The sequence below is a fragment of the Micromonospora globosa genome, assembly GCF_000717585.1.
GTDB classification, from domain to species: Bacteria; Actinomycetota; Actinomycetes; order Mycobacteriales; family Micromonosporaceae; genus Micromonospora; species Micromonospora aurantiaca.
Genome location: NZ_JNZR01000001.1, coordinates 282,481 through 295,622, shown reverse-complemented (window position 1 = coordinate 295,622; position 13,142 = coordinate 282,481). Strand labels below are relative to the sequence as shown.

The following is a 13,142-nucleotide window of genomic DNA, read 5'->3' as shown; positions in this document are numbered from 1 at the left end:
AGCGGTCGGTGATCATACCGGGACGCGCCAGGAACGCCAGAGATGGCCGTACCGGCCGTCGGCGGCCAGCAGCTCCTCGTGCGTGCCCTGCTCCACGATCCGGCCGTGGTCGAGCACGACGATCCGGTCCGCGCTCACCGCCTGGCTGAGCCGGTGCGCCACGATCAGCGTGGTCCGCCCCTGCGTGGCCGCGAGGGCCGCCCGGTCCAGGTCGCGGGCCCCGGCGCTGCCGGCCTCGGCTGTCGCCTCGTCCAGCACGGCGACGGCCGGCGCGGTGAGCACCAGCCGGGCCAGGGCCACCTGCTGGGCCTGGGCGGCGGTGAGCCGGTGGCCGCCCTCGCCCACAGGCGTCGCCAGCCCGTCCGGCAGGGCACGCAGCCAGGTGGTGGCGCCGACCCGTTCCAGCGCGTCGAGCAGCTCGGCGTCGGTCGCGTCCGGCGCGGCCAGGCGCAGGTCCTCGGCGATCGGCCCGGCGAAGACGTGCACCTCCTGGCTGACCAGTGCGACGTCGCGCCGGGACGTGGCAGTGCCCGTCCCGGTCAGCGGCGCGCCGTCGAGGCGCACCGATCCGTCGGTGGGCGCGATGATCCCGGCGGCGATGCCGGCGAGCGTGCTCTTGCCCGCGCCGCTGGCGCCGACCAGCGCGACCCGCTCCCCCGGCGCCAGGCGCAGTTCGACGTCGGCGAGCACCAGCGGCCCGTCGTCGTAGTGGTGCCGGCGCACCGTGACGTCCAGCGCGGCCGGGCCGCGCGGGCTGGCGGGCGGGGCGGCCGGGCCGGAGGCGGTGGCCGGGCCGGTGTCGGGCAGGTTCGCCACGCCGACCAGCCGGGCGAGGCTCGCGCCGGCCTGCAGCACCGAGTCGGACTCCAGCAGCAGCAGGCCGATCGGGTTGAACAGGCGGTGGAAGTAGAGCGCGGCGGTGGTCGCCGCGCCGACGGTTACCAGGTCGTCGCGGACCAGGAGGAACCCGGCCACGAGCACGGCGGCCAGGCCGAGGAACTCCGACCTGTTGATCCGCAGCCCGAAGCGGGTGTGCAGGTTGAAGATCTCCAGCGACAGGTCGCGCGCCACGCCGGATCGCTCGGCGATGGCTGCCACGTGCGCGTCCTCGGTCCGGTACGCGCGCACCGTCGCCGCGCCGCGCAGCGCGCCGGCCATCGCCTGCGTCCGCTCGCCGGTGGCGACCCGCTCGCGGGCGTAGTAGGGCGCGGAGCGCCGCAGGTACCAGCGCAGCGCCAGCGCGTACGCGGGCGCTGCTAGCAGCCCGGCGAGGCCGAGCCGCCAGTCCAGCGCGACCAGCCCGAACACGGTGAGCACCACCGACAGCAGCGCGCCGACGAACGCCGGGCCGCTCACCGCGATCACGTTCGTCACCACCGCCACGTCGTCGCCGACGCGGGCCAGCAGGTCGCCGGTGCCGGCCCGCTCCAGCGTCGCGGACGGCAGGTGCAACGCGCGGTCGAGGACGCGCTCGCGCAGCCGGGCCAGCACCGTCTCGCCGAGCCGGGACGCGAGCGCGGCGCCGAGCGCCGTGAGCAGGCCGGTGAACACGGCGGCGCCGGCGATCACCGCCACCCGGCCGGCGATCCGGGAGACCGGGGCGTCGGCGATGACGTCGTCGACCAGGCGGCCGAGCACCCAGGGCGCGACCAGGCCACCCGCGGCGGCGACGACGAGCACGGTCGCCGCGGCGGCGCTGAGGCCGGGCCGGGCGCGGAACTGGGCGCCGAGCGTCGTCCAGGTCTGCCGGGCGGACGCGACAGGCAGCAACGTCCGGCCGGGTTCGGCGGTACGCGGGTCAGCGGTCACCGCAGTGTCTCCTCGCGGTAGCGGGCGTCGGAGGCCAGCAGGTGCTCGTGCGGTCCCTCGGCGGCCACCCGGCCGTCGGCGATCACCACCACCCGGTCGGTGATCCGCAGCAGGGCCGGGCTGCTGGTGATCAGCAGGGTGCCCCGGGGCCCCACCCGGCGCGTTTCGGCCAGTCCGTCGGCGAGCTGCGCCTCGGTGGCGGCGTCGACAGCGGTGGTGGGATCGTGCAGCACCAGCACGGGCGGGTCGGCGTGCAGCGCCCGGGCCAGCCCGAGCCGCTGGCGCTGGCCGCCGGAGAGGTTCGCGCCCCGCTCGACGAGCCGGTGGTCGAGGCCGCCGGGGTGTGCGTCCACGACGTCCTGGGCCGCGGCCGCCCGGACGGCGGCGTGCAGCCGCGCCTGGTCGGCCGGGGCGCCGGCGGCGAGGTTGGCCGCCACCGTGCCCTCGAAGAGCGTCACGTCGTGCGGCTCGACGAGCACGGTGCCGCGCAGCGCGTCGACGTGCAGGTCGTCGGCGGGCACGCCGTCGACACGCACGGTGCCCCGGCACGCGTCCGGCGACACCCGCCCGGACAGCAGCGCCACCAGCGCTTCGGCGTCGGCCGGGTCGTACGCGAGCACGCCCACCACCTCGCCGGGGCCGACGCGCAGGTTCACCCCGTCCAGTCCGGCGTGCCCGACGTCGTCGAGGGCCAGCCGTGGCCCGTCCGGGTGGGCCGGCGCCGACGCGTCGCCGGGCCGGGTCAGCGGCTCGGCGCCGAGCACGCGCACCACCCGGGCGGCGGAGGCGCGGGCCATCGCGAACAGTTGCACGCACCAGCCCATGGTCTGCACCGGCTCGGCCACGAACTGCGCGAGTCCGACCACTGTGACCAGCTCGCCGATGGTGAGCCGGCCGCGCAGGGCGAGCCAGCCGGCCACCCCGGCGACCGCCGCGAGGAACAGGCCGTTGGCGGCGGTGGTGAGCCCGAGATGCAGTCCCTTGGTGTTGGCGGCGCGCAGCGTCACCGCGAGCGCGTTGCGGCTGGCGGCGGCGTACCGGCCGGCGGCGTGGTGCTGGGCGCCGATGCCGCGCAGCACGCGCAGGCCGGAGACGAGGTCCACGGCGAGCGCCGTGGTCTCCGCGAGGGCCTCCTGCTGGGAGGTGCTGCGCCGGGACAGCAGCGGCGCCATCCGTTGCAGTACGAGGACCAGCACCGGTACGCCGACGAGCACGCCGAGCCCGAGGGGGATGTCGATGACCAGCAGCGCGGTCGCCGCGACGGTCAGCGCGGTCACCGCGGCGACACCGAATCCGGCGACCCGCACCACGAGCGCGGAGAGTTCGGCGTCGGAGGCGGCGACCGAGAGCAGTTCGCCGTCGCGCAGGCCGGAACGGTGTCCGCGCGGGTCGAGCGCGCGCTCGGCGATCTCCACCCGCAGCAGGTGCGCCTCCCGCTCCACCGCCGCGAACGCCTGGCGGGCGCCGTTGCGGTAGGCGAACGCGAGCACGGCGAACAGGGCCGCGAGGCCGGCGACCGAGTACGCCAGCGCCCACGGGTCACCGGTCACCACGGCGCGGTCGATGATGACGCCGATCGCCACCGGCACGAGCGCCTCGGCGACCTGGTGCAGGCCGAGCAGCGTGACGCCGATCAGCACCGGCCGTCGCTGGCGGCGCAACGCCTGACGCAGCACGTACCGGGCCGTGACGGCGCCGCCGGCGGGATGCGGGGACACGAGGGGTTGCCTCCAGTGCTCGAAGTGAGGACAGCCTAACCTCAGCCTCCGGGGTGGCCGAGGCGGGTGGCACGGCTCACCACAGCCTCCGCCAGCGGGGCACGGTGACCGCCGGTAATGTTGATCAGGCCGAGAGTGCACCCATATGTCCGCTGCCCCGAGGAGCGACCATGCTCGATCACGCGTCCGGCCGAATCGACATCGCCCGCCTTCAGGAGACGCTCGACGGACCGTGGGCCGAGGTCCGCCAGGCCCACCGCAAACACCTCGACGAACGCTTCCTCCCGGTCTACGGCGAGACCGGCGACCAGGCGCGCGAGCGGATCACGCGGCTGCTCGGCGAACTCCCGGTCGAGCTGGGCATCGCCGCGGGCTTCCCGGCCGAGTACGGCGGCCGGTCCGACGTGGGCGCCTCGATCGTCGCCACCGAGATGCTGGCGCAGGTCGACCTGTCACTCATGGTGAAGGCCGGCGTGCAGTGGGGCCTGTTCGGCGGCGCGGTCGCCGCGCTCGGCACGAAGCGGCACCACGACGCCTACCTGCGGGACATCGTCGAGGGCCGGATCTTCGGCTGCTTCGCGATGACCGAGACCGGCCACGGCTCGGACGTGCAGCAGCTGCGCACCACCTGTGTGTACGACCCGCAGACGCGGACCTTCGACCTGCACACGCCGCACGAGGCGGCACGCAAGGACTACATCGGCAACGCGGCCCGGGACGGGCGGATGGCTGTGGTCTTCGCCCAGCTGATCAGCGGTGGGCGCCGGCACGGGGTGCACGCGTGGCTGGTGCCGATCCGCGACGAGCACGGCAACCCGATGCCCGGCGTGACCATCGGCGACGCCGGACCCAAGGCCGGCCTGCTCGGCGTCGACAACGGGCGGCTCAGCTTCGACCACGTACGGGTGCCGCGGGACATGCTGCTGGACCGGTACGCGCAGGTGGCCGAGGACGGGACGTACTCCAGCGCGATCGAGAACGACTCCCGCCGGTTCTTCACCATGCTCGGCACGCTGGTGCGGGGCCGGGTCAGCGTGGGCGGCGCCGCGTCGGCGGCCACCAAGGCGGCGCTGGCCATCGCGGTGCGCTACGGCGACATCCGCCGTCAGTTCAGTGACGCCGAGGGTGACCGCGAGGTGCTCCTCAACGACTACCTGGCCCACCAGCGCAAGCTGCTGCCCGCGCTGGCCACCACGTACGCGCTGCACTTCGCCCAGACCGAGCTGGTCGCCGCGCTCGACGAGATCCAGGGCGGCGACGGGCCGGTCGACGAGCACCGGCAGCGGGAGCTGGAGTCCCGTGCCGCCGGGCTCAAGGCGGCGCAGACCTGGCACGCCACACGCACCATCCAGGCGTGCCGGGAGGCGTGCGGCGGCGCCGGCTACCTGTCCGAGAACCGGCTGCCCAGCCTCAAGGCCGACACCGACGTGTTCACCACGTTCGAGGGCGACAACACGGTCCTGCTCCAGCTGGTCGCCAAGGGGCTGCTGACCGGCTACCGGGACGAGTTCGGCTCGTTGGACGGCTGGGGGCGCGCCTCGTTCGTCGCCGAGCAGGTACGCGAGATGGTGCTGGAACGCACCGCCGCGCGGGCGCTCATCGCGCGGCTGGTCGGTGCCGTGCCGGGCCGGGACGACGAGGTCGCCGTCACCGACCGGGGCTGGCAGCTCAAGGTGTTCGAGGACCGCGAGGAGCACCTGCTCGACAGCGCGGTCCGCCGCCTGCGCGGTGGCGCCTCCACCAAGAAGGACCGTCCGTTCGACATCTTCAACGACGTGCAGGACCACGTCCTCGCCGTCGCCGCCGCGCACGTCGACCGGGTGACCCTGGAGGCGTTCGTCGCCGGTATCGACGCGACAGCCGACCCGGCGGTCAAGGAGCTGCTGTCCCGGGTCTGCGACCTGTACGCGCTGAGCGTCATCGAGGCGAACAAGGGCTGGCTGATGGAGCACGGCCGGCTCACCCCGGCCCGGTCCAAGGCGATCACCGGCGTGGTGAACGGGCTGCTCAAGGAGCTGCGCCCGTACATGCGCACGCTGGTGGACGGTTTCGCCATCCCGGACGCGTGGCTGCACGCCGCGATCCTGCGGGAGGAGCCGGCACGGCAGGAGACGATGGCCGCCCACGACGCCGCCACCGACCCGCGGTCCGCGCCGGTCTGACCGCCCCGCGGCGCTGATCCGCCGTACCGCCGGATGTGCCCCTGCCGGGGCCGTCCGGCGGTTGCGCGCTGTCCGCCTGCCACGTGGGCCGGTCCTTGACGAAAACCTTTTCGGGCTCCATGGTGGTCGAGAAAGCAATAGATGCTAATCGATTTCACCTAGGACGGCGCGACGGCTGTTCCCGGGCCGCCGCCCCGACCGAGAGGAGAGGAGAGGTCCGTGACATCAGCGAGAGGTGGCGCGCGGCTGGCGGTCGTCCTGGCCGCCACCCTGACCACTGTGGCCGGCGCGGCGCTCGTGGTCACCGGGGCGCAGGCGGCGGCGCCCGGATGCCGGGTCGACTACCGGGTGACCAGCCAGTGGCCGGGCGGATTCGGCGCCGACGTGACGATCGCCAACCTCGGCGACCCGGTCACCGGCTGGACGCTGGCCTGGTCGTACGCGGCCGGACAGACGGTGACGCAGGCGTGGAACGCGAGCGTCAGCCAGAGCGGCACCCGGGTCACCGCGACGAACGCCTCCTACAACGGCTCCCTGGGCACCGGCGCCGCGGCCTCGTTCGGCTTCAACGGCGCCTTCACCGGCACCAACCCGGCGCCCACGTCGTTCACCCTGAACGGAACGGCCTGCACCGGGGCGCCGACCACGCCCGCTCCCACGACGCCCGCGCCGACCACACCGGCGCCCACCCCCACCTCCGGCCCCACCACGCCAACCCCCGGCTCCGGCTGGAACCCGCCGTCGAACCTGGCCGGACCGCTCAACCAGGTCTGGCAGCACGTGGAGCAGACCTACAACAACGGCAACCTGTACGGCTTCCGCAACTACGGCTGGGACCAGCTGTTCGCGAACCGGGGCTACATCAACTACTGCGTCCGATGGGACTCGTCGGCCACCGTGACGGCGGCGCAACGTGACCAGATCCAGGCCGCGCTGGCCCGCCAGTACAAGAAGTGGATGAACGTCCTGGCCGGCCACAACGGCTTCCCCTACACGGACGTACCGGTGAAGGTGGTCGGCTGGGCGGTGCGGGACCGCAACCAGTTGCAGTGGTCCGACAACTCGGTCGACATCTACGTCAACGACATCCGGGAGAACGCGCCGCAGTGCAGCGAGCCGTGCGGCCGGTTCTTCAACCAGAACGGCCAGTACCCGAACTGCCCGGGTGGCGCCGGCCGCCACTACGACCACTCGCTCTGGCTGACCGACGGGTTCGGCGGCGGCGCGGGCGGCGACTGGGGGCAACGGATCGGCCGGGAGTACTTCATGTCCAACCTCGGCAGCGACAACATCCACATCCTGCTGCACGAGATCGGGCACACCTACGGCCTCGACGACTTCTACGACTGGGACCCGCTGCCGGGCCAGGGCTTCGTCATGAAGGCCGGCAGCGCCGCCTCGATCACCGATTTCGACGCCTGGATGCTGCGCGACTGGTGGTGGCACCTCAAGAGCCGCTACGGCTACTGACGGGGGTGCCCGATGCGTGCAAACCCGTTCCGTCTCGCGGCGGCGACGCTCGCCGTGATCCTGGCCGGCGCCGTCGTGGCGACCGGCGGCGCCGGCCACGCGGCCGCCGCGGGCTGCCGGATCGCGTACGCGGTCAGCTCCCAGTGGCCGGGCGGCTTCGGCGCGAACGTGCAGGTCACCAACCTGGGCGACCCGATCAGCGGCTGGACGCTGCGCTGGTCGTTCACGGCCGGGCAGACCGTCACCCAGGCATGGAACGCGACGGTGGCGCAGAGCGGCGCCGCTGTCACCGCGACGAACGTCAGCTACAACGGCGGCCTCGGCACCGGGGCGTCCGCGTCGTTCGGCTTCAACGGGTCCTGGAACGGCTCCGCCAACCCGGCCCCGAGCGCGTTCACCCTCAACGGCGTCGCCTGCACCGGCGGTACGCCGCCGACGTCGGTACCGCCGGCCCCGACCGCCACGCCGGCACCGACCGGGACCGCGCCGCCGCCCGGCGGCACACCGCCGCCGGGCACCGTGCGCGTCTACTGGCTCAAGCCCTCCGACGTCGCGTACGACCAGCGGTGGCCGGACGGCATCGCCGCCGTGATGCGCGAGGCCCAGCGGTACTACCGGCAGGAGCTGGGCCGGACGTTCACACTGAACAACCCGGTGGTGGAGGTGGTCGACGGCGACCACGCCAAGTCCTGGTACGAGAACACCCCGAACGGCTCCGACCGGTACTGGTGGTCGGTGTTCAACATGCAGCAGGAGCTGATGCGCAAGCTGAGCCTGCGCGCACCGGACAACCGCTGGATCAACGTGGGTGAGATCAGCGCCGAGGGTCCGGGCGCCGGGGGTGGCGGCGGTGGCGGCTGGGTGATCCTCTGCCAGCACGACGCCGACGGCGCGGCGGGCGTGAACGGCCCGATGAACCGCTGGTACGGCGGCATGGTGCACGAACTCGGCCACGCGCTCGGGTTGCCGGACTCGACGTCGACGGACGGCACCCCGATGTCGGCCTCGTTCTACGACTATCCGAACACGCACTTCAGCCAGGCACAGAAGAACCAGATCCTCGCCGGCCCGTACGGCGCCTTCCTGTCCTGACGCCCTCCGCCGGCCCGTCCCCGAGCGGGGGCGGGCCGGCGGAGTCCCGGACCACCAGGCGGCCGGGGTGCCGGATGACGCCGCGCGACGGGTTGCCGTCCAGCGCCGCGAACAGGTACTTGACCGCCGTGGCGCCGAGTTGTTCCAGGTTCAGGTCCACTGTGGTCAACGGCGGACGGCAGTCGGTGGCGAAGACCTCCCAGTTGTCGTACCCGACCACCGCCACGTCCTGCGGCGTACGGCGGCCGAGGTCGCGCAGCGCCTCGACCACCCCGGTGGCGATCTGGTCGTTGCCGCAGAAGACGGCGTCCGTGTCCGGCGAGGCGTTGATCACCATGGCCGCCGCCTGCCGGCCCCAGCGTTGCGACCAGTCGCCGTAGCGGGGACCGCCGCCGACCAGCGGCAGACCCGCCTCGCGCAGCACCGCCTCCAGGCCGACCACCCGGTCGCGGGCGGCCCGGTAGGTCTGCGGGCCGGTGATGTGGGCGATGCGGCGGCGGCCCAGCGACACCAGGTGCTCGGCCGCGAGCCGACCGCCGCCCTCGTCGTCGGCGAGGACGGACAGGTCGTCCGGGTCGTCCGACTCGCCGTAGACGTAGACCGCCGGGACGGGCAGGTCGCGGCTCAGCGACGGCCGGATGTCGTTGGAGTCGCCGAGGATGACGAAACCGTCGACCTGACGTGACAACAGCGTCCGGATGTGGTGCTGGCGGCGGATGACGTCGCCGCGGGCGTCGCACAGCAGCACGCACATCCGCTCGTTGCCCAGGGCGTTCTCCACTCCCCTGAGGACGGGGAAGGCGAACCGCTCGCCGAGCGTCTCGGTCAGCAGCCCGATGGTGTGGGAGCGTCCGGAGATGAGCCCCCGGGCCAGCCCGTTCGGCTGGAAGGAGAGCTGCTCGGCGGCCTGCTGCACCCGCCGGCGGGTGGCCGGTGCCACCTCCTCACGGGCGTTGAGCGCCTTGGACGCGGTGGCCACCGACACGCCAGCCAGCTTCGCCACATCCATCAGAGTCACCGACTGCGAACGTCGTCTACGCACCGAGATCCCCTTCGGGCCGGGGCTGGATCACCGAGGCAGCCACCGAGGCGTACCGACTATACCCGACCCCGCGGCCGATTCTGAAAAGGATTTCGAGCACCGCGCCTGCGCCGGCCACCACCGGCGTGTACCGCCGGCCCGCCCGCCGACACCTCTCGCCCGAAAGCTTTTCGGACGATCGGCGCACGGCCGGCACCCCGTCTGCCGCACACCGAACGGCTCCCGGGCTGCGCAGAGGATTGACAGACTCCGATGCGGTGGTATGTTGCTGAAAAGGTTTTCGGCTCAGGTCGGCGGGGCAGCCGGCCGGCCGGGCGAGGCAGTCGCCGACGACCGGGCGTCGACGACCGGGGGCCGTTCCACCCGCCGCGCACGCGGGTCACGACGGCCGCCCGAAACCGGTACGAGGTGTCACCCCGACCGCCGCCCCGCCGCGGTACCGGCGGTCCGGCCTGTCGCGGTGCAGTTCTCATCCCGACAACGAAAGGTCTCGGTGAGCACCCATGAACACATGGGATCCTCCCGGAAGTCCACACCTCGATCGGGCCGGGCCGGAGGTGCGCACGTCGCCACCCCCGGCCGTCCGCCGGTTCCGGCGGGTCACCGGAGCGGCGCTCGCCCTGGTGGTCGTCGGCGCGCTCACCCCGGTGGCCGCGAGCCCCGCACAGGCCGCTCAGACCATCGGCTATCCCACCTTCGGCGGCCCGGCGGTCCCGCAGCCGCCGGTCGGGTACACCACCGGCAACATGATGCAGTCGATCTACGACGCGGAGAAGGCGGGCACCGACTTCTGGATCGACCGGCTGCTGTCGCGCTCCGGCGGCGGCGATCCGTCCGACGCCGACGGCGGGATCCTGATGACCCGCGGGCGGGCCCTGTTCATGAAACAGCACAACCCGGCGGTGATCGGCTTCGGCGGCCGGGTGGCGTACTGGGAGAGCATCAGCGACGCCGCCGCGTACTCGATCGCGCTGGGCCCGGGGACGTTCACCGAGCAGAGCAGCCAGCGCTGGCAGGCGCCCAGCCACTGGAGGAGCGTGTACGCCGGGGGCTCGGTGCAGGCCACAGTCACCAAGTTCATCACCGACAACAACGTCGCGGTCACCAACCTGTCGATCAGGAACAGCGGCGGCGCTCCTGTCACACTCACCCTGCGGGCCACCTCGCCGTACGCGTCGTCCGGCAGCGGCAACGAGCTGACCGGGTCGACCGGTGTGAAGAACGGCCTCACCACGCTCGCCACCAGGCTGGCCGGTGACGGCTTCACCGCGTCCGGCGGCGCGCTGACCCGGACGGTCACCGTCGCCGCCGGCGCCACGGTGCAGACCAAGGTGGTCATGGGGTTCACCGCCCGGGAGATCCCGCAGTCGTCGACCGACTACCTGAGCTACCGCGACGCCACCCCGGACGCCGCCTTCGCCACCCACGTCCGCGCCTACCACAGGTGGTGGGCCGAGAACGTCCCCTACATCGACGTGCCGGAACCGGCGATCAAGAAGAACATCTACTACCGCTGGTGGCTGATGCGCTTCAACCACCTCGACGCCGACATCCCCGGGCAGACCTTCCAGTTCCCGACGTCGGTGGAGGGCGCGCTGGGCTACAACAACGCCATCGCGTTGACCCAGCCGATGCACATCGACGACCTGAAGTACCTGCGCGACCCGAAGTACGCCTACGGCGACTGGCTCTCGGTCGGTCAGGTGTCCAAGGGCGGACGCTTCCTGGACAACCCCGGCGACCCGGAGAACTGGTCCAACAGCTACACCCAGTACATCGCCGAGGCGGCCTGGCGCAGCTACCAGCTCCACGGCGGCCAGCCCGGCATCGCGGCGAGCCTCGCCCGCTACGCCGAAGGCGACGTCAAGGGCCAGCTCGCCCACTACGACCGCGACGGCAACGGCATCATCGAGTACGACTGGGGCGCGCTGACCGGCAACGACGCCGACGCCGTCTCGTTCCACTGGCGCCCCGGCAACCTGGACCGGGCCGAGGGCGCGTACCAGTACAGCGGCGCGCTGGCCGCCGCGCAGGCGTACGAGGCGGTCGGCAACTCGGCCAAGGCCGCCGAGATGCGGGCCCTGGCCGCCCGGATCCGCAACGCGATCGTCACGGTGCTCTGGAACCCGGCCGACAACCTGCTGGAACACCGGCACGTGGCGACGAACGCCCACGTGCCGTGGAAGGAGATCAACAACTACTACCCGTACGCGGTCGGCCTGATGCCCGCCACCGATCAGTACAAGCAGGCGCTGCGCCTCCTCGCCGACCCGGCGGAGTACCCGATCTTCCCGTTCTACACCGCCAACCAGCGGGACAAGGCCGCCGCGGCGGCCGCCGGCTCGCCCGGCAGCAACAACTTCTCCACCATCAACTCCACAGTGCAGTTCCGGTTGCTCTCCTCGGTCCTGCGCACCTACCCCAACCAGTGGGTCGGCCCGGAGGACTACAAGAAGCTGCTCTACTGGAACGTCTGGGCCCAGTACGTCAACGGCGACACCCGCTGGCCCGACGCCAACGAGTTCTGGGCCGACTGGAACCCGGGCGGCAAGCGCATCGACTACCGCTCCTGGATCCACCACAACATCCTCGGCAGCAGCAACTGGACGGTCGTCGAGGACGTGGCCGGTCTGCGGCCGCGCAACGACAACCGGGTCGAGTTGTCGCCGATCGCCATCGGCTGGCCGAACTTCACAGTCAACAACATCCGCTACCGCAACAGCGACCTGACGATCGTCTGGGACGACCCGGGCGACGGGGTGACCCGGTACCCGGGCGTCCCCGAGGGGTACTCGATCTACGTCAACGGGAACCGGGCCGTCACCGTCGACAAGCTCGTGCCGCTGGTCTTCGACCCGTCCAGCGGATCGGTCAGCTTCCCCGGCGCCACCGCCGGTGTCACTTTCAGCACGCCGGTGCCCGGCATGCGGGCCCCCAACCAGGTGGTCCACAGTGACGCCGGCACGGTGGACCTGCTCGCCAAGGCGGGGGTGGATCTGAGCGCGAACCTGCCCGACCTCGCCGACGGCGCGAGAGTGACGGCCTCGACCACCGCGAGCGGCACCAGCGCCGGCGCCGCGATCGACGGCTACCCGACGAACGAGCCGTTCTGGGGCGCCGGCGGGTCCGCCGCCCAGGACTGGTACGAGATCGACTTCGGTTCGCCGAAGACCGTCGACGAGCTGCGCCTGTACGTCAAGGACAGCCGCCCGGCCGGCGGCACCTACCGGCCGCCGGCGTCGTACCAGGTCCAGTACCACGACGGCAGCGCCTGGGTGAACGTCGGCGCACAGGTCGGCACGCCGGCGGCACCCCAGGGCAACTACAACAACGTCCGCTTCGCCGCGGTTGCCGCCCAGCGGATCCGGGTGGTGCTGACGCACGCCGGCGGCGCGCGGTCCGGCCTGACCGAGGTGCAGGCCTACCACCGCGGCGGGTCCACGCCACCGGCCTCCACCTCGTACGAGGCGGAGGCGAGCGGCAACACGCTGACCGGGCAGGCCGCGGTGCGCTCCTCGGCCGGCGCCTCCGGCGGCGCGCTCGTCGGCTACGTCGGCAACGGCACCGCGAACACGCTGCGGTTCACGAACGTCACGGCGAACGCCGCCGGACCGCGCACTGTCACCGTCTCCTACGCCTCGGCCGAGGCCAGGTCGACACAGATCAGCGTCAACGGAGGCACCCCGGTCACTGTCGCCACCCCGGGCACCGGCGGCTGGGACACCGTCGGCACGGTCAGCGTCACGCTCCCGCTCAACGCGGGCACGAACACCCTCACCTTCGGCAACACCGCGGGCTGGGCGCCGGACCTCGACCGCATCCAGGTCAGCTGAGCCGCGGCGGTGGGAG

The 13,142-nt window shown here is 72.8% G+C and carries 7 protein-coding genes; 4 read left to right on the top strand and 3 right to left on the bottom strand.

What is annotated here, in order from left to right:
• Window positions 1-12: 12 nt before the first annotated feature.
• The gene (locus IF06_RS0101010; RefSeq protein ID WP_030268325.1) at window positions 13-1,809 is read right to left on the bottom strand and encodes an ABC transporter ATP-binding protein; all 1,797 of its coding nucleotides are present in this window, start codon (window positions 1,807-1,809) and stop codon (window positions 13-15) included.
• Entirely contained in the window at window positions 1,806-3,527 is a 1,722-nt protein-coding gene (locus tag IF06_RS0101005; RefSeq protein WP_030268324.1) for an ABC transporter transmembrane domain-containing protein, read from the bottom strand. Before IF06_RS0101005 ends, IF06_RS0101010 begins: the two co-directional genes overlap by 4 nt.
• Before the next feature lie 170 nt (window positions 3,528-3,697).
• Here IF06_RS0101005 and IF06_RS0101000 point away from each other — a divergent pair, with 170 nt between their 5' ends.
• The 3 genes from IF06_RS0101000 to IF06_RS34920 all read left to right on the top strand — a co-directional run bounded on the left by IF06_RS0101000 (window position 3,698) and on the right by IF06_RS34920 (window position 8,251).
• Complete coding sequence (locus tag IF06_RS0101000) at window positions 3,698-5,689, top strand: acyl-CoA dehydrogenase (RefSeq protein ID WP_030268321.1); 1,992 nt, start codon at window positions 3,698-3,700, stop codon at window positions 5,687-5,689.
• Between the two features lie 219 nt (window positions 5,690-5,908).
• Entirely contained in the window at window positions 5,909-7,159 is a 1,251-nt protein-coding gene (locus tag IF06_RS0100995) for a cellulose-binding domain-containing protein (protein ID WP_030268319.1), read from the top strand.
• A 12-nt stretch (window positions 7,160-7,171) separates the two neighbouring features.
• Entirely contained in the window at window positions 7,172-8,251 is a 1,080-nt protein-coding gene (locus IF06_RS34920) for a cellulose-binding domain-containing protein (protein ID WP_030268317.1), read from the top strand.
• Here the strand turns inward: IF06_RS34920 and IF06_RS0100985 are convergent.
• A complete protein-coding gene (locus tag IF06_RS0100985) occupies window positions 8,193-9,293 on the bottom strand; it encodes a LacI family DNA-binding transcriptional regulator (RefSeq protein ID WP_030268315.1) in 1,101 nt (366 codons plus the stop codon). The genes IF06_RS34920 and IF06_RS0100985 overlap by 59 nt on opposite strands.
• Window positions 9,294-9,796: 503 nt before the next feature.
• Here IF06_RS0100985 and IF06_RS0100980 point away from each other — a divergent pair.
• Complete coding sequence (locus IF06_RS0100980; protein WP_030268314.1) at window positions 9,797-13,126, top strand: discoidin domain-containing protein; 3,330 nt, start codon at window positions 9,797-9,799, stop codon at window positions 13,124-13,126.
• The last annotated feature ends 16 nt before the right edge of the window (window positions 13,127-13,142 follow it).